Below are 17059 nucleotides of genomic sequence, written 5' to 3'. Positions count from 1 at the left end.
GCCATGACCAAGAACCTTGTCGTCATCGGCGCGGGCATGGCCTCGGGCCGGATGCTGGAGCATCTGTTCGAGACCGCCCCCGGCGCCTACACCGTCACCCTCTTCAACGCCGAGCCGCGCGGCAACTACAACCGCCTGATGCTCTCCCCGGTCCTCTCGGGCGAAAAGACCTACGAGCAGATCGTCACCCACGACGAGGCGTGGTATCAGGCCCAAGGCGTCACCACCCGCTTCGGCGAGGCCGTGACTGCCATCGACCGGCAGGCGCAAGTCGTCCACGGGAAGAACGGCCCGGTGGACTACGACGTGCTGGTCATCGCCACCGGCTCGGCCCCCTTCATCATCCCGATCCCCGGCCACAAGCTGCCCGGCGTCGTCTCCTACCGCGACCTGGAGGACACCAATGCCATGATCGCCGCCTCCCGCCCCGGCGCGAAGGCCGTGGTGATCGGCGGCGGCCTCCTCGGCCTCGAGGCCGCCGCCGGCATGGCCGCGCGCGGCGCCGAAGTGACGGTGATCCACCTCATGGGCCACCTGATGGAGCGCCAGCTCGACCCCGCCGCCGGCTACCTGCTGCAGAAGGACCTCGAAAAGCGCGGCATCCGCATCCACTGCAAGGGGGCAACCAAGGCGATCCTCGGCGAGGACCGCGTCGAGGCCGTCCTGCTGGAAGACGGCACCGTCTACCCCGCCGACCTCGTCTGCATGGCGGTCGGCATCCGCCCCGAGACGCGGCTGGCCAATGACGCCGGCCTCGAAGTCTCGCGCGGCATCACCGTGAACGACCAGCTGCGGACCAGCGACCCTGCCATCTACGCGCTCGGCGAATGCGTGGAGCATGACGGCCAGCTCTTCGGCCTCGTCGCGCCGCTCTACGATCAGGCCAAGGTGCTGGCGGCGACACTGGCGGGGCAGGGCGCCGCCTTCAAGCCCGTCCAGACCGCCACGAAACTGAAGGTCACCGGCTGCGACCTCTTCAGCGCCGGCGACTTCGCGGACGCCCCCGGCCGCGAGGACATCGTCTTCCGCGACCCCGGCCGCGGCATCTACAAGCGCCTGATCCTGGAAGGCGAGCGCCTGATCGGCGCCGTCATGTATGGCGACACCGCCGACGGCGCGTGGTTCTTCGACAAGATCCGCTCGGGCGCCGACGTCAGCGCAGACCGCGACACGCTCATCTTCGGCCCCGCCTTTGCCGGAGGTGCCCAAGCGGACCCTCTGGCAGCCGTTGCAGCCTTGCCGCCTGAGGCGGAGATCTGCGGCTGCAACGGCGTCTGCAAGGGACAGATCACCCGCGCCATCGAGGGCGGAGCCAACACATTGGACGCAGTGCGCGGCCTCACCAAGGCCAGCGCCTCCTGCGGCACCTGCACCGGGCTGGTCGAGCAGGTCATGGCCCTCACCCTGGGCGACGGCTTTGCCGCCAACGAGAGCCCGCCCATGTGCAAATGCACCGACCACACGCATGAGGACGTGCGCCGCCTCATCAAGTCGATGGGCCTCAAGTCCATCCCCGCGGTCATGCAGGAACTCGGCTGGACCACGGTCGGCGGCTGCGCCTCCTGCCGCCCGGCGCTGAACTACTACCTGCTCGCCGACTGGCCGCTCGACTATCGCGACGACCGCCAGAGCCGCTTCGTGAACGAGCGCAACCACGCCAACATCCAGAAGGACGGCACCTATTCCGTCGTCCCCCGCATGTGGGGCGGCGTCACCACGCCGGCCGAGCTGCGCGCCATCGCGGACGCCGCCGACCGCTACAACGTGCCGATGGTGAAGGTCACCGGCGGCCAGCGCATCGACCTGCTGGGTGTTCGCAAGGAAGACCTGCCCGCGATATGGTCCGACCTTAACGAGGCCGGCATGGTCTCGGGTCACGCCTATGCCAAGGGGCTGCGCACGGTCAAAACCTGCGTCGGCCAGCAGTTCTGCCGCTTTGGCACGCAGGATCTCGACCGGCCTCGGCATCCGGCTGGAAAAGCTGCTCTGGGGCTCCTGGACCCCGGCCAAGGTTAAGCTTGGCGTCTCGGGCTGCCCCCGGAACTGCGCCGAGGCGACCTGCAAGGACATCGGCATCGTCTGCGTGGACAGCGGCTTCCAGATCAGCGTCGCCGGCGCGGCGGGCATGGATGTGCGCGAGACCGTTCCCCTGCTGACCGTCGCCACCGCGGACGAGGTCTGCGAGACCGTCGCCGCCTTCGTCCAGCTCTACCGCGAGAACGCCCGCTACCTCCATCGCATCTACAAATGGGTGGACAAGGTCGGTCTCGACTGGTGCCGCGAGCAGGTGGCGGACCCCGCCACCCGCGCGGCGCTCTACGACCGCTTCATGCTGAGCCAATCGGTCTACCAGGCCGATCCCTGGGCCGACCACGCCGCCCGCCCGGCGGAATGGTCGCCCATCGCCGATCTCACGCTTCGAGCCGCAGAATAGAGGGCCGCCGAATGAACCTCATCGACATCGCCGCACTCGACGACATCCCGCGCGAGGGCGCCCGCGTCGTTCGCACCCCCCAAGGCTGCGTCGCCATCTTCCGCACCGCGCGCGACGAGGTCTTCGCCCTCGACGACCGCTGCCCCCACAAGGGCGGGCCGCTGTCGGAAGGCATCGTCCACGGCACCTCCGTCACCTGCCCCCTGCACAACTGGGTCTTCGACATGGCCACCGGCGAGGCCCAGGGCGCCGACGAAGGCCGCGTCGCCACCTACGCCGTGCAGGTCCGCGAGGGCCGCATCCTCCTCGACGCCTCCTTCCTTTCGCGCAGGGCGGCATGACGGTCCGCACGACTTGCCCCTATTGCGGCGTCGGCTGCGGCGTCCTCGCGACACCGGACGGTCAGGGGGGCCTGACCATCAAGGGCGACCCCGACCACCCGGCGAACCGCGGCCGCCTTTGCGTCAAGGGCGCGGCCCTGGGCGAGACCCTCAGCACCCAAGGCCGCCTTCTGACCCCCCGCATCCACGGCGCGGATGCTTCGTGGAGCACCGCCCTCGACCTCATCGCCGACCGCTTCACCGACGCCATCGCCCAGCACGGCCCGGATTCGGCGGCGCTGTATGTCTCCGGCCAGCTCCTGACCGAGGACTACTACGTCGCCAACAAGCTGATGAAGGGCTTCATCGGCAGCGCCAACATCGATACCAACTCACGCCTCTGCATGGCCTCCTCCGTCGCCGGCCACCGACGCGCCTTCGGCACCGACACCGTCCCCGGCCTCTACGAGGATCTGGAACTTGCCGATCTCGTCGTCCTCACCGGCTCGAACCTCGCCTGGTGCCACCCGGTCCTGCACCAACGCCTGCTGGCCGCCCGCGCCGCCCGGCCGCAGATGAAGATCGTTGTCATCGACCCCCGCCGCACCGCCACCTGCGAGGATGCGGACCTGCACCTGCCCCTCGCCCCCGGCGCGGACGGCCATCTTTTCAACCTGCTGCTCTGCCACCTCCACGACAGCGCCCGCACCAGCGCCGCCTTCCTGCTCCACGTCACCGGCTTCGACGCCGCCCTCACCGCCGCCCGCGCCAGCCGCCCTGAGGACACCGGCCTGCCGCCCGAAACCCTCCGGCAGTTCCTCGACCTCTGGGCCGGCACGGAAAAGACCGTCACCGTCTATTCCCAAGGCATCAACCAGAGCGACAGCGGCACCGACAAGGTCAACGCGATCCTCAACTGCCACCTCGCAACCGGCCGCATCGGCCGCCCTGGCACCGGGCCGTTCTCCGTCACCGGCCAGCCGAACGCCATGGGCGGGCGCGAGGTCGGCGGCCTCGCCAACATGCTCGCCTGCCACCTGGAGCTGGAAAACCCCGCCCACCGCGCCGCCGTAGGCGCATTCTGGAACGCCCCGAAGATGGCGACCCGCCCTGGCCTCAAGGCCGTCGACATGTTCCGCGCGGTCGAGGAGCGCCGCATCAAGGCGCTCTGGATCATCCACACCAACCCCGCCGTCACCATGCCAGAAGCGGACCGCGTCGCCCGCGCCATCGCCGCCTGCGACTTCACCGTCGTCTCCGAGGCATGGCCCGACACCGACACCGCCCGCCTCGCCAAGGTGCTGCTACCCTCGACCGCTTGGGGCGAAAAGGACGGCACCGTCACCAACTCCGAGCGCCTGATCAGCCGCCAGCGCGCCGCCCTGCCGCCGCCGGGCGAGGCCCGCCCCGACTGGTGGCAACTGGCGCAAGTCGCGCGCCGCATGGGGCTCCAAGGCTTCGACTGGACCGCTCCGGCCGAAATCTTCGCTGAACACGCCACCCTCTCCGGCATCGCCGGAACCTTGGGCAGCGACTTCGACATCTCGAACCTCGCCACCGCCGATTATGACAGGCTGGAACCGACCCTCTGGCCCCAAAACCACAGCCAGGAAGGCGGCCGCTTCTTCGGCACCGGCAGGTTCCACACGCCTGACGGCCGCGCGCGGATGGTCCCCGTCAGCGCACGCGTGTCCGACTCCGCGCCCTTCCGCCTCAACACCGGCCGCATCCGCGACCAGTGGCACACGATGACCCGCACCGGCCTCGCCCCGCGCCTGAGCCAGCACCTTGCCGAGCCGTTCCTCGAGATCCACCCCGAGGACGCCCTCCGCCTCGGCCTTGCCCCCGCCTCCCTGGCCCAGATCACCAGCGCCCACGGCACGGCCATCCTGCGCACCCTCATCACGCCCAAGGTCCAGCCCGGCCACCCCTTTGCGCCCATCCACTGGACTGCCGAGACCGCCCCCTCGGGCCGCATCGACGCGCTGATACCCGGCCTCACCGACCCCGTCTCGGGCCAGCCCGCCAGCAAATCGGCCGCCGTCGACATCCGCCCCTTCCGCGCCGCTTGGTTCGGCTACGCCATCAGCGCCGCCCCGCTTGCGCCGACCTGCGCCTACTGGGCCAAAGCCGCCATTGCAGGCGGCCTGCAGTACGAGCTCGCCGGCACCGCCCCCGAGGACTGGCGCGCCTTCGCCGAAGCCCTCTTCGGCGCCGCCCCCACCAGCGAGCTCACCCACCCCACCCGCGGCATCGCACGCTTCGCCTTCACCCAAGGTGCCCGCCTCACCGGCGCCCTGTTCATCGCCCCGCAGCCGATCCTCCTCGCCCGCAGCTACCTGCGCGCCGCCCTCGCCGAGCCCGGCCCCGCCATCCTCGCCGGCCAGCCCGGCGCGGATCGCCCCGATCCCGGCCCCACCGTCTGCGCCTGCCTGGACATCGGCCTCAACCAGATCCGCGCCGCCATCGTGACCGGCCAGGCGACCAGCGTTTCCGCCATCGGCGCCGCCCTCGGTGCGGGCACGAATTGCGGCTCCTGCCGCCCCGAACTCGCCGCGCTTCTTGTGCAGTACAGGCAGAGGGTCGCCGCCGAGTGAACCTGCTAAACCCGACCGCAGGGTAACTATTTCCGTGCGTCGGGATGCGTGAAAATAATACCTGTCGCATTCCGCCCCTCCGACACAAGCCAGCTGAGAGATCGACAAGTAGGTAGGCTCCAGACTCATTGATCGTCAAAGCCAGAAGATGACGATTGCTGCGAGGGCGACGGTGAAGAGGAAGGTCTTTGCGCAGCGGTCGTAGCGGGTCGCGATGCGGCGCCAATCCTTCAGGCGGCAGAACATGATCTCGATCCGGTTACGCCGCTTGTATCGGCGCCTGTCGTAGCGGACGGCCTTGCCGCGCGACTTCCGGCCCGGGATGCAGGGGCGTATTCCCTTGTCGTTCAACGCTTCCCGGAACCAGTCGGCGTCGTAGCCCCGATCGGCGATCAGCCATTCTGCGGCGGGCACGGCGCCCAGCAAGGCCGCAGCACCGGTGTAGTCGCTGATCTGGCCTGCGGTCATGAAGAACTTCAGCGGACGACCCCTCGCGTCGGTGACGGCATGCAGCTTGGTGTTCAACTCGCCCTTCGTGCGCCCCGATGGCGCCCGCGCTGATCGTCGGGCCCCCTTTATGGATGGCCCGCCCCTCCCGCCGACCTCCTTGTAGGATGTCGGTGTTTCACTGGAGGAAGGAGCGGACTATGAGCATTGTGTTCCTTGGCGTCGATCTGGGCAAGAACAGCTGCAGCGGTGTCGGCCTCAGTAACCGTCCGGTGAAGCCGCTCAGATGGTCCGCGGCTTCCATTTCTTTGCAAGCTTAAGGACATCGAGGCGGAGCTCATCAGCGTCCGGGACATGTGGATCGAACGGCTCGCCCGCCCGTTCCGTCAGTTCTTCGTGGTCGGGATGTTTTGGGTTGCTGATGGCGCTGAGGAAGTTCTCGTATCCTGGCAGGCCGCCGACGTCCTCGGGCGGGCATTTTCCGATAACGTCGAGCAAGCGGGGATAAAGGTTGCCCGGTATCGGGTCACCGATGATCGTTGCCTCGATCAGATGGACCCAGTGGTCTCCGAAGTCATAAACATAGCGGATTGGGGTTGTTCCGGCGGCGCCGATAACGTCGGCGAGCCTGGCTTTGGCGACCGGCAACGCGTCGGTGCCGAAGTCTGGATCTGGCAGGCTCCAGCGGGCCTGACCTGCCAGGAACTCGTAGAGATGGCAGTTCTCCCATCCCATCGCCCCTTGGATAACCAGGTGCAATCTGTCGAGGCGGATGTCGGTCGGCACTTCAAGGGTCCGCGACACGACGGGAGCAATGCCTTCGAGGGTGATCTTGAGATGAGCGATGGTCATGTCGGCAAGGGGTCCTTCTTGATGCCGGCCCGCCAACGCCACGGCAGCAGGTCGTCGATGTGCGTGATCTTGTAGTCCGGAATGCAGGCATCTCCGCAAGCCTCTTTCCATAAGGGTCGATAATGGCCCGGAATATGTCAGTTCGACGCTCATGACCTGGGCGGAGAAGCAGGGCATCGCCCTGACCTACATCCAGCCCGGCAAGCCGCAGCAGAACGCTTACGTCGAGCGCTACAACCGGACGGTCCGACATGAATGGCTGGACCTCTACATCTTTGAAACCATCGAGGAAGTGCAGCAGATCGCCACCGAATGGCTCTGGACCTACAACAACGAACGCCCCAACATGGGCATCGGCGGGGTCACACCTGCCATGAAGCTGAAGATGGCCGCGTGAATTCTACGGCTGCACCCCGTTAAAACGGGGAGGATTATGGGCCGGGGCACGGTTTCTTGAGACAGCGGCTAGCGCTACTTTTCCCAGTGAAGTGGGGGTAGAGCATGGACGATAAGAACGAGATGAAGCCTGGTGCAACGGAGGCTTCGGCCCCGGCGACGCGCGCCCCACACGCTGGCGGCGGCGGGGCCGAGGCCGGGCCGGGGAAGCGGTTCTCGGCGAAGCGGAAGCTTGCGGCGGTGCAGCGGCTGATGCGGGGCGAGAGCCTGGAGGCGCTGTCGCGCGAGCTGAACGTTCCGGCGCATCGGCTCTCAGCGTGGCGCGACCGGGTGCTGCTGGCAGGTGAGAGCGCGCTAAAGGAGCGCGAGCGCGACGCGCGTGACGACGAGATCGCGCGGCTGCAGGCAAAGGTGGGCGAGATCACCATGGCCAACGAGCTTCTTTACGCAAAGATCGACAAGCTGGAGGCGGGCCGCCCTTTGGCCCGCGGGAGGTCGAGGAGATGAGCCAGATGATCTCGCCCTCCCTTCAGCGCCGCTACCCGCTGGCCACCATCTGCCGGTTCTGGGGTCTGTCACGGGCAACCCTCCATCGCCAACGCGCCCGGGCAGCGGCAAGCGAACCGCGCCGCTTTCGGCGTCGCGGACCGCAGGGCGCGGCCAGCGACACCGACCTGCTGGCGGCGATCCGGGAGGTCATCGAGGCCTCGCCCTTCACGGGGGAGGGTTATCGCAAGGTCTGGGCGCGCCTGCGCTTTCGCGGCCTGCGCACGGCAGCACGCCGGGTGCGGCGGCTGATGAAGGAGCATGGCCTGCTTGCCCCTCACCGGCCGGCACCACGGGCGGCGCATCCCCATGACGGGACGGTCGTGACGGAGCGGGTGGATCAGGTGTGGGGCACGGACATGACCGAGACCCTCACGACAGCCGAGGGTCGTGCCTACGTCTTTGTCGCGGTTGACCACTGCTCGGGCGAGTTTGTGGGCATCCACGCCGCCTCCGGCGCCAGCCGTTGGGAGGCGCTGGATCCGATCCGGCAAGGGGTGGCCAGGCACTTTGGCGCGCTCGACAAATCGGGGGTGGCCCAGGGTCTCGTCCTGCGCCACGACCACGGCTCGAACTACATGTCGGGCGATTTCCAGCGCGAGATCCGGTTCCTCGGCATGACCAGTTCGCCCGCCTTCGTCCGCCAGCCCGAAGGCAACGGCGTGGCCGAACGGGCGATCCGGACGCTGAAGGAGCAGCTCCTCTGGGTTCGGCACTTCGCCACGATCGAGGAACTCAGGCTGGCGCTGACCGCGTTTGCGGCTCTCTACAACGCCAGCTGGCTGCGCGAGCGGCACGGGCACAGGACGCCCGATCAGATCCGCGCAGAGCAGAGGACGCTTGAAACCGAAGCCGCCACGGGGTTCAAACTGGCGGCATGACCGGCGCAAAGCGCTGTCTCAAAACCGTGCCCCGGTACAAAACGGGGAGGATTACCATCGGACGAGCCGATAGGCGCTACCCAGCCGTTGCGAAAGCAGGGCCGCATCATAGCGCGCGACCGGCAAACCGCTGCACGAGCTCGGGCCATCTGGCGCGAACGTTCCGATGATGGCGTGGCCGCCGGGGACAAGGGCCCGATCCATGCCCCGCAGATAGGCGTCCTGATCGGAAGCCTCGGTCAGGAAATGGAACGCGGCCCGATCATGCCAGACGTCGAAGCGGCCGGAGGGCTGCCAGTGCAGGACGTTCGCCACCACCCACTCAGCTGCATCGTTGTCAGACTGGCCATGACCACCATGCCGAAGCCATCGACCAGCGCGTTGCGGCTGCGCAGGACCGAGGCCAGTCCGATCCCGAGCGCCAGCATCAGCGGGATGTTGATGGCCGAGGTTGCAGCGGTGCCAAAGTCCAGCGCCACGGCAACGAAGGGGGCATCGGTGAGCGCTGCGATCACGGCGATCACGCCGTAGCCCGGCAGCACCAGCCAGATCAGCGGCCAGCCCTTGAGGATGCGCCAGACCCCCAGCATCAGTGCCAGCCCCAGCCCGAACGCCACGCCGTAGCGTATCTGCACGGTAAGAGCCGCTGGGTCTCGGTTGCCGGGAAATCGGGATCGGCAACCATGGCACTCGCCGCCTGCGCGGCAACGGCTGCCAATGCAGGCTCGGCCACGGTGCTGCCGAAGCCGAGGGCGAAGGCAAACCCCATCAGCCAGGCGGGATGGCCGCGCCGCGCCATGGCATCGGCCAGCGCCTCGCCGATGGGGAAGAGGCTCATCTCCAGTCCGCGCACCAGCAGCGTAAGGCCAATCTGGATCGCAACCAACCCCGCCAGCAGGCCCGCCGGGTCATCGGGCCAAACCCCCAGCACCAGCCCCTGAAACAGCGCGATGGTCACAAGGATCGGCGCCATGTCACGCAGGGTTGCGAGCAGGGCCAGGGCAAGAGGTTGCAGTGCGTGCATGCGTTCCAGGCGCTTTCGGGTTTTCTCGATTTTGTTTCAATGCAATACTGCCAAGAAGCCCGATAATTGACCAGAAGCCCGGACGCCCATGCTGAAATCCATCCTCGTCGCCTCTGACCTCTCGTCCCGCTCGAAACCCGCCGTCCAGCGCGGGGTGCAGCTTGCCGAGGGTTCCGGTGCGGCGCTCTGCATCCTGCATGTGGTCGAGGATGACTTGCTCGAAGACCGGATGCGCAATGAGATCCGGAGCGCCGAGGATTATCTGACAAAGCACGTGAAGGGCTTCGGCAAGCCGCCCGCCTGCGATGTCGCAGTGGCCACGGGCCACGCCTTCCATGTCATCGGGGAAGAGGCGCGCGCTCGCGAGGCCGATCTGATCGTCATGGGGGCGCATCGGCGGCAGTTCCTGCGCGATGTCTTCGTCGGCACGACGATCGAGCGTGTCACCCGCACGGCGGGGCGACCGGTGCTGATGGCGAACTCCAAGACCGGTGAGCGCTGGCGCAAGGTGTTCATAGCAACGGACATGTCCGAGGCCTCGGGCCACGCGGCGCGCAAGGCGCATGCGCTTGGTCTGCTGGAGAATGCCGATGTCTCTTTCGTGCATGGTTATGCGCCGATCACACGGCAGATGATGACGCATGCCGGCATCCCGGCCGAGCGCGTTCATCAGGAAGCCGAGCGCGAGTTCCAGTCAACGCGTCGTGAGCTTGGCCAGTTCATTCAGGGCCTCGACCTTGGTGAGTTGAACTACAACGCCCGCATCATCGAGGGCGTTGGCGCCGATGCCATCTCCGGTCTGGTGGAACAGGCAAAACCCGATCTGCTGGTGATCGGCACGCGCGGGCTCTCGGGGATCAGGCGCCTGTTCCTGGGCAGCGTGGCGCAGGAGCTGATGGGCAGCGTCGAGATCGACGTGCTCGCAGTTCCGCCACAGGCATGATCTGCGCCATCACACATATCCCAAACTGCACCGCACCACTGCGCGAGGTCTAGTTGATGTCCCCCCTCGCCATGGTGCTGGCCCTGCTGGGCGCGGCGGTGGTCATGTTCGCGCTCAACCGGCCGCGCATGGATGTGGTGGCAGTGATCATGATGGTCGCGCTGCCGATGACAGGCGTGATCAGCATGTCCGAGGCGTTGGTGGGCCTGTCGGACCCGAACATCGTGCTGATCGCAGCCCTGTTCGTGATCGGCGAGGCGCTGGTGCGCACCGGCGTTGCGCAGCGTCTGGGCGATTGGCTGACCGCACGCGCCGGTGCCAGCGAGGCGAAGCTGATCTTCCTTCTGATGCTGATCGTGGCCGCGGTGGGCTCGTTCATGTCCTCGACCGGCGTCGTCGCGATCTTCATCCCCATCGTCCTGCGCATCGCCCGCAACGCACGCATTCCGGCGGGCCGGTTGATGATGCCGCTCTCGATGGCCGCGCTGATCAGCGGGATGATGACGCTGGTCGCCACCGCGCCCAATCTGGTCGTGCATTCCGAACTGATGCGGCAGGGGCACGAGGGCTTCAGCTTCTTCGCCTTCACACCCTTTGGCGTGCCGATCCTTGTGCTGGCCATCCTTTACATGCTGGTCGCGCGCCGCTTCCTTGCGCCGGGTCCGGCGCCTGAATTGCCCGAGCGAGCCGCCCTGACGGGCTGGGTTGCAGATTACGGCCTTGCCGGCCGAGAGCACCGGCTGCAACTGCGCGCGGGGTCCGACCTTGCCGGCAAGCGGCTGGATACCCTGGACCTGCGCGCCAGCGCGGGCATCAACATCGTCGCCATCGAGCGCGGCAGCCGATTCCGGCGCAAGCTGATCCAGCCCCGCGCCGAGACGGTGCTGGAAGCTGGCGACATCCTGCTGATCGACCAGCGCGCGAACGGCGCATCGAGCTTCGATCTGGACGCTTTCGCGCGGGCGCATGATCTGATCGCGCTGCCGGTCTCGGGGCGGTGGTTCACAGACACGGCGCAGGAAATCGGCATGGCGCAGATCATCGTGCCGCCGACGTCGCGCCTGATCGGCAAGACGGTCACGCAGGCCCGGTTCCGCAGCACCCATGACCTCTCGGTGATCGGCATGAAGCACGGCACGAAACCCGTGCCCGACAGCGTGATCGACGAGCCGCTGCGCCCTGGCGACACGCTGCTGACCGTCGGTCCCTGGCGCGCGATCCGCAAGCTGGCGGACGAGCGGCGCGATCTGGTGCTGCTCGATCTGCCCGCCGAATCCGACGAGGCCGTGCCCGCCCGCCACCGCGCCCCGCTGGCCGTGGGCGTGCTGGCGCTGGTGGTGGTGCTGATGGTCTGGGGGATCGTGCCGAATGTGCAGGCGGCGCTGTTCGGCTGCCTGCTGCTGGGCCTGTTTCGCTGCATCGACATGGCGGGCGCCTATCGCTCGATCCACTGGCAGAGCCTCATCCTGATCGTGGGCATGCTGCCCTTCTCGCTGGCGTTGCAGCGCACAGGCGGGGTCGATATCGCGGCGCAGGCGCTGCTCGGTGCGCTGGATGGTGCCTCGCCCCGGCTGGTGCTGGCGGCGATCTTCGCGGTCACCGGGCTGCTGGGGCTCTTCATCTCCAACACCGCAACGGCCGTTCTGATGGCCCCCGTTGCGCTGGCCGTCGCCAGCGCGCTGGACGCCTCGCCTTATCCCTTCGCGATGACAGTCGCGCTGGCGGCCTCGGCTGCCTTCATGACCCCTGTCTCCTCGCCGGTGAACACGCTCGTGGTGGGGCCGGGCAACTACCGGTTCGCAGATTTCCTGCGGATCGGCGTGCCTTTCGCGTTGATCTGCATGGCCGCGAATGTGGCGCTGGTGCCGCTCGTGCTGCCTTTCTAGCGACGATGCCCCAGGCCAGAAGACTGCCAGAGGGTGGAGATGGGGTGGATGCCGCTCTCACCCTGACGGCATCGCGATGTGCCATACTCGTGGTGTCGAAGCACAAGCTGAAGGAGAGGGCATCCATGGAAGAAGTTAGCATCATCGGGGTCGATCTGGCAAAGAACGTGTTCCAGTTGCACGGGGCGACAGCGGACGGGGCGGTCGTTTTCCGCAAGAAGCTGTCGCGACTGCAGTTTGCGCGGTTCATGACGGACTATCCCGCATGCGATGTGGCGATGGAGGCTTGCCCAAGCGCCCATCACTGGGCACGGGAACTGACCGCCCACGGGCACCGAGTCCGGCTGATCGCGCCCCATTACGTCAAGCCGTTCATCAAGCGGCAAAAGAACGACGCCGCCGACGCAGAAGCAATCGCCGAGGCGGCGACGCGTCCGACCATGCGGTTTGTCGAACCCAAGACCGAAGACCAGCAGGCCCGGGCGGTGGCGTTTCGCGCTCGCGAGCAGATTGTGAAGCAGCGGACCGAGGCGATCAACGCGCTGCGCGCGCACCTCTATGAATTTGGACACGTCGCGCCGGAAGGGGTCGGATACATCCCGCGGTTGGCGAAGGTTGTCGATGATCCGGGTTCGGGCCTGCCTGACTTGGCGCGAGACATCTGCCGCATGGTTCTGGAACAGATCGACCTGTTGTCGTCCCGCCTCGCCGCAGTTTCGGCAAAGCTCGCCGCCGCGTCCAGGGCGGCCACCATGCCCCGGCAATTACAGACCATGCCGGGTGTCGGACCGATCACCGCGCTCGCGGTCGAAACCTTCGCGCCACCGATGAACCAGTTCCGGCGTGGCCGCGATTTCGCCGCGTGGCTCGGGTTGGTGCCGCGGCAACATTCGTCCGGCGGAAAGCAGAGGCTGGGGAAAACATCGAAGATGGGGCAGCGGGACATCCGGCGACTGCTTGTCACCGGCGCGATGGCGGTGGTCCGCTGGGCCCTGCACCGTGGCGCACCTCAAAACCCCTGGCTTGAGCGCATGCTGGAACGCAAGCCGCCGATGGTCGCGGCCTTCGCACTGGCCAACAAGATGGCGCGCGGCATCTGGGCGATGCTCACGCGCGGTGAAGGCTATCGCGATCCGGTGGTCGTCCGCGCTGCCTAATCCGGCAGCAGAACGCGAAACCGGAACGCAGAATTGTGAGGAAGGCATGATCCGAATGGGCAAATGATCGACATGATCCGGGTTGGGCAAACCAGAAACCTTCTCAGAGCTTCGAGCTCGCTGTTGGAGATTTGGCCCCGGTCCGCGCATCACCATCCCGGCCAGCGGCATCTATCGGGCCGCGCTAACAGGCCTGACAAGAGTCCGCACTCGATCACATGTCTAAGGTTCAGAAATTCCTTGCAAATGAGGGCGGCATCCACAAGAGAAGGTTGGATATCAGGCCCATCCCCTCCGCGCCTTTCGTGCGTCCGATCGCGCGCGGACGATCCCCTTTTTTCGAAGACTGGCCGCGGTGCGGTGCGCCTTCAGGAATGTGCTGTCCATCATCAGCGTGTCGCCTTGAGCGCCTGGTTGCGCCAGCTCCTGAAATATTCTGGCGAAGATGCCCATCCGGGACCAGCGGGCGAACCGGTTATACAGGGTCTTGTAAGGGCCATAGACCGCTGGCGCATCTTGCCAGCGAAGACCGTTTCGCTTGACATAGATGATGCCGCTCAGCACCTTGCAATCGTCAGATCGGGCACGCCCTCGCGCTTTGGGAAAGAAGGGCTGAATGCGTCGCATCTGCTCCGCGCTCAGCCAGAAGTATCTTGTATTGCTCTGGTTCATGACCAGCATGAATCAGTCAACATGCTGGCGTGCAAGAAAGATTTATAGGGACTGACCCTAGGGTCTCAATCAAAAAACGTACGGAGTTTGAACGTGTTGGAAATCTGGTTGCCGCTTATTGGCGGCCTTGTCTTGCTGATTGCAGGCGGCGAACTGTTGGTGCGCGGGGCCGTGCAGGTCGCCACGGGCTTGGGCGTTTCGCCACTTGTCATTGGGTTAACGCTGGTGGGCTTCGGCACCTCGACGCCCGAGCTCGTAACGTCCGTGCAGGCCGCGCTTTCGGATGCGCCGGGGATCGCGTACGGCAACATCGTCGGTTCCAGCATCGCCAACATCCTGCTGATCGCGGGCATCGCGGCACTCCTGAGCCCGATTATCGTGGCGTCGTCGGCTCTCAAGCGCGACGGTCTGGTGATGCTGGCCGTGGCCGTGGCCTTCGCGGCAGCCGCTGCGGTGATGCCCATGGGGCGGGCCGTAGGCGCGGTCTTCATCCTTGCGCTCGTTGGGTACATCTTTCTTGCCTTCCGGCAAGAGCGCGCCGCCACCCCGGATCACGGAGCGGTCTACGACAAGAGCATCGCCTTGCAGGAGGTAGATCCCGCGCTCGCCCCTCCGGCGCCACCACAGGCGTCGCTCCTCGTCTCAGCCCTGATCGCCGTCGCCGGACTGGTGCTCGTCGTGTTCGGCGGCAAGTTCCTCGTCGACGGCGCCGTATCGCTCGCGCGTGGCTTCGGCATCTCAGAGACAGTGATCGGGCTGACCATCGTCGCGGTCGGCACCTCCATGCCGGAACTCGTCACCTCCATCGTCGCCGGGCTCAAAAAGCAGGGCGACGTGGCCTTCGGCAACATCGTCGGTTCGAACATCTACAACATCCTTGGCATCGGCGGCTTCACCGCGCTGATCGCGCCAGGCGTGGTCCCGGCCGAGATCGTGAGCTTCGACAACCTCGTGATGATCGGCGTCTCGCTGGCGCTGGTCGCCTTCGCCTGGACCGGGCGCAGGATCGCGCGATGGGAGGGCGCGGTCCTGCTCGCCGGCTACCTCGTCTATGTCTGGGCGATCTGGCCCTAAATCCAGGATAGCGGCGGCGGGCTCAGGCCGCCGCCTTCTGCACCAGAAGCTTGTCGATGCGCCGACCGTCCATATCGACCACCTCGACCCCCCAGCCTTGCAGGTCGATGCGCTGCCCCACTTCCGGCAACTGGCCCACTTCGTCGAGGACAAGTCCTGCAACTGTCTCGAAGTCGCGATCTTCGTCCAAGTCGAGCGAGAGCAGATCGGCGAACTCGTCGACCGGCATCCAGCCCGCGATCAGGTAGGATCCGTCGGCCCGCGTCGCAGGTCATACAGGAGGTCGGGTCTCGCCATTCCGTCGAGGGTGCGTGCGATCAATAAAAACAATGACTTAGACTGGAGAAGGTTCGACGTCAGGCCCATCCCCTCCGCCATCATGCTACTTAAGTGTCTGTTATTAGGTGCGAAAACGGCATCAGGCCTTTGATGTTCCCCCTGCTGTCCCCCCATCTGAAAGCGGATGCTGCGGGACGTTACGGGAATCAAGCGCCCGGCCTTGGTCGGGCGTTGATGGTCAGGCTGCGTCCTTTGCCGGCCACTCGCCACCAGCCTCGCGCCTGTGGTCTGCAGTCCTGCTTGCGGGAAGTGCGCGTTGCCAAACATCTTCTCTGGGATGGGGCGGGTCGCCGGCCAGGATATGGGCTTGGATCAAGCCGATCGCCGTGCAAAGGTTGTCATAGGGGGTTGCAGCCGCAGTCCCTTGAACTCTACCTCGGCGCTGCTCATGCCGACATCAGCGCGCGGGCCTCGGCCCAGAAGCCGGGAAATTCCTCCGGTTCAGGCGCTCCAAGAGCGCCCTCGTCCGTCCACGACAGGAGCTTGGCGATAAAGTCCTGCGCGCACTGAGAGGGCGTATTGATCATTCGCACTTCGAGGTCGTGGCAGACACCCAGCACGGCGTTGAACTCCGGGTCAGGCAGGGCCAGCCCTTCGGGGCTGTCAAGATACGCCCGATGCTTCTCCCGCTCCCTGAACAACCGCATGACCGGTGTGTCCGCATCTGCCAGCGCCGGGAAGCCTGCCACAGCAGGCATGATGCCAACGGCAGGCAGTGCCTTAAGCAGATTGCGGCGGCTGGTTTGTGTAGGCGAGCCGGAGGTGTTATGGCAATGATCAGCCATGCTCGATCTCCTCTAAGATCGGGTTTCGGTTAGGGCCGGGCTTGGTGCTGGAACACCTTGCCCGCCCGCTCATATCGTCATACACTTCCACACAAGTCAACACAAAACGTGTGGGAATGTGTTAATGGCAAAGCAAGCGGCGCTCTCGTTTCGTGTTCCTGACGAAATGAAGGAGGCGCTAGACCGTGCAGCGTCTGCTGATGACAGGTCAGTCTCGTCCTTGGTCACGATCATCTTGCGCGACTGGCTCAAAGAGCGGGGGCATCTGCCAAGGACATCGGAATGAGACCTGAGCAGGACACTGGTAAGCTGGTCAAGGCTCTTGAGTATCTTGACGCCGAAGGAATGGATTTGCGCCTGTTGCGCGCTCTCCATCAGGGCGACGATGAGACATTCTCCGCGGCCATCCGCTACCGACGCCGATTTCCTAATCGCGTATATAAAGAGCCGAACATCACCTACCATCAACGGCTTCTATTCGTGGCGGCTGAACACTGGCGCACTGGACGAAGCTTTGACACGTTGGTGGCAGAGGCGCTTGACCGCTTTGTCAGGCCGAGAGGATAAACCTACCTCACCCTTTTCACCCGCTCCAGCATGGCATCGAGGCGCACTGGGCTAAGGAGAGGGGAGTGCCCTCGCGCGGTCAGCCGGACATCCATTCCGGCCTTGCCTGAACAGCGGTGGGAGCAAAACCGCTTCCTGG

General features: G+C 66.1%; 12 protein-coding genes and 6 pseudogenes. 11 read left to right on the top strand and 7 right to left on the bottom strand.

All coding sequences use genetic code 11. From position 1 onward, the window contains the following. The first annotated feature begins 3 nt into the window (after window positions 1-3). The 3 genes and pseudogenes from nirB to ACZ1HC_RS04275 all read left to right on the top strand — a co-directional run bounded on the left by nirB (window position 4) and on the right by ACZ1HC_RS04275 (window position 5351). A pseudogene (gene nirB, locus ACZ1HC_RS04285) lies at window positions 4-2434 on the top strand (nitrite reductase large subunit NirB). A gap of 11 nt (window positions 2435-2445) precedes the next feature. Continuing rightward, window positions 2446-2775 carry a nitrite reductase small subunit NirD gene (gene nirD, locus ACZ1HC_RS04280; protein WP_472698904.1) on the top strand — a complete coding sequence of 110 codons (330 nt, stop codon included), beginning with the start codon at window positions 2446-2448 and terminating at the stop codon, window positions 2773-2775. Further along, complete coding sequence (locus ACZ1HC_RS04275; RefSeq protein ID WP_472698903.1) at window positions 2772-5351, top strand: molybdopterin-dependent oxidoreductase; 2580 nt, start codon at window positions 2772-2774, stop codon at window positions 5349-5351. The genes nirD and ACZ1HC_RS04275 overlap by 4 nt, the downstream gene beginning before the upstream one ends. Window positions 5352-5486: 135 nt before the next feature. Here ACZ1HC_RS04275 and ACZ1HC_RS04270 read toward each other — a convergent pair. Together ACZ1HC_RS04270 and ACZ1HC_RS04265 are read right to left on the bottom strand one after the other, a co-directional pair. Then, window positions 5487-5894 (bottom strand): annotated as a pseudogene (locus tag ACZ1HC_RS04270) (IS5 family transposase); the annotation flags it as partial. Between the two features lie 186 nt (window positions 5895-6080). Beyond that, entirely contained in the window at window positions 6081-6650 is a 570-nt protein-coding gene (locus tag ACZ1HC_RS04265; protein WP_472698902.1) for a plasmid pRiA4b ORF-3 family protein, read from the bottom strand. A 97-nt stretch (window positions 6651-6747) separates the two neighbouring features. On the opposite strand from ACZ1HC_RS04265, the pseudogene ACZ1HC_RS04260 reads away from it, so the two are divergent. Continuing rightward, window positions 6748-7047: pseudogene (locus ACZ1HC_RS04260) on the top strand (transposase); the annotation flags it as partial. Window positions 7048-7169: 122 nt separating this feature from the next. Then, a pseudogene (locus ACZ1HC_RS04255) lies at window positions 7170-8473 on the top strand (IS3 family transposase). 239 nt (window positions 8474-8712) lie between these two features. Here the strand turns inward: ACZ1HC_RS04255 and ACZ1HC_RS04250 are convergent. Both ACZ1HC_RS04250 and ACZ1HC_RS04245 read right to left on the bottom strand, forming a co-directional pair. Next, window positions 8713-9108 carry a DUF1538 family protein gene (locus ACZ1HC_RS04250; protein WP_472698901.1) on the bottom strand — a complete coding sequence of 132 codons (396 nt, stop codon included), beginning with the start codon at window positions 9106-9108 and terminating at the stop codon, window positions 8713-8715. After that, window positions 9063-9497 carry a DUF1538 family protein gene (locus ACZ1HC_RS04245; protein WP_472698900.1) on the bottom strand — a complete coding sequence of 145 codons (435 nt, stop codon included), beginning with the start codon at window positions 9495-9497 and terminating at the stop codon, window positions 9063-9065. Before ACZ1HC_RS04245 ends, ACZ1HC_RS04250 begins: the two co-directional genes overlap by 46 nt. An 88-nt stretch (window positions 9498-9585) precedes the next feature. Between ACZ1HC_RS04245 and ACZ1HC_RS04240 the strand changes: the two genes are divergently transcribed. The 3 genes from ACZ1HC_RS04240 to ACZ1HC_RS04230 all read left to right on the top strand — a co-directional run bounded on the left by ACZ1HC_RS04240 (window position 9586) and on the right by ACZ1HC_RS04230 (window position 13483). Further along, a complete protein-coding gene (locus ACZ1HC_RS04240; protein WP_472698899.1) occupies window positions 9586-10440 on the top strand; it encodes a universal stress protein in 855 nt (284 codons plus the stop codon). 56 nt (window positions 10441-10496) lie between these two features. Further along, window positions 10497-12326, top strand: a complete 1830-nt coding sequence (locus tag ACZ1HC_RS04235) for an SLC13 family permease (RefSeq protein WP_472698898.1) — start codon at window positions 10497-10499, stop codon at window positions 12324-12326. Window positions 12327-12451: 125 nt separating this feature from the next. Next, complete coding sequence (locus ACZ1HC_RS04230; RefSeq protein WP_472698897.1) at window positions 12452-13483, top strand: IS110 family RNA-guided transposase; 1032 nt, start codon at window positions 12452-12454, stop codon at window positions 13481-13483. A 298-nt stretch (window positions 13484-13781) separates the two neighbouring features. Here the strand turns inward: ACZ1HC_RS04230 and ACZ1HC_RS04225 are convergent. Then, window positions 13782-14155, bottom strand: a pseudogene (locus ACZ1HC_RS04225) (IS5 family transposase); the annotation flags it as partial. Window positions 14156-14248: 93 nt separating this feature from the next. Between ACZ1HC_RS04225 and ACZ1HC_RS04220 the strand changes: the two are divergent. Then, a complete protein-coding gene (locus ACZ1HC_RS04220) occupies window positions 14249-15229 on the top strand; it encodes a calcium/sodium antiporter (protein WP_143794656.1) in 981 nt (326 codons plus the stop codon). A gap of 22 nt (window positions 15230-15251) precedes the next feature. Here ACZ1HC_RS04220 and ACZ1HC_RS04215 read toward each other — a convergent pair. Next, a pseudogene (locus ACZ1HC_RS04215) lies at window positions 15252-15479 on the bottom strand (transporter associated domain-containing protein); the annotation flags it as partial. 475 nt (window positions 15480-15954) lie between these two features. Continuing rightward, window positions 15955-16353, bottom strand: coding sequence for a hypothetical protein (locus tag ACZ1HC_RS04210; RefSeq protein WP_472698896.1), 399 nt, complete (start codon window positions 16351-16353; stop codon window positions 15955-15957). Window positions 16354-16477: 124 nt separating this feature from the next. Between ACZ1HC_RS04210 and ACZ1HC_RS04205 the strand changes: the two genes are divergently transcribed. Continuing rightward, window positions 16478-16639, top strand: a complete 162-nt coding sequence (locus ACZ1HC_RS04205) for an Arc family DNA-binding protein (RefSeq protein ID WP_472698895.1) — start codon at window positions 16478-16480, stop codon at window positions 16637-16639. Next, window positions 16636-16920, top strand: coding sequence for a hypothetical protein (locus ACZ1HC_RS04200; RefSeq protein WP_472698894.1), 285 nt, complete (start codon window positions 16636-16638; stop codon window positions 16918-16920). The genes ACZ1HC_RS04205 and ACZ1HC_RS04200 overlap by 4 nt, the downstream gene beginning before the upstream one ends. Window positions 16921-17059 lie beyond the last annotated feature (139 nt).

The sequence above is a fragment of the Paracoccus sp. BR5-17 genome, from assembly GCF_055693925.1.
This window is presented reverse-complemented; position numbering and strand designations above follow the sequence as displayed.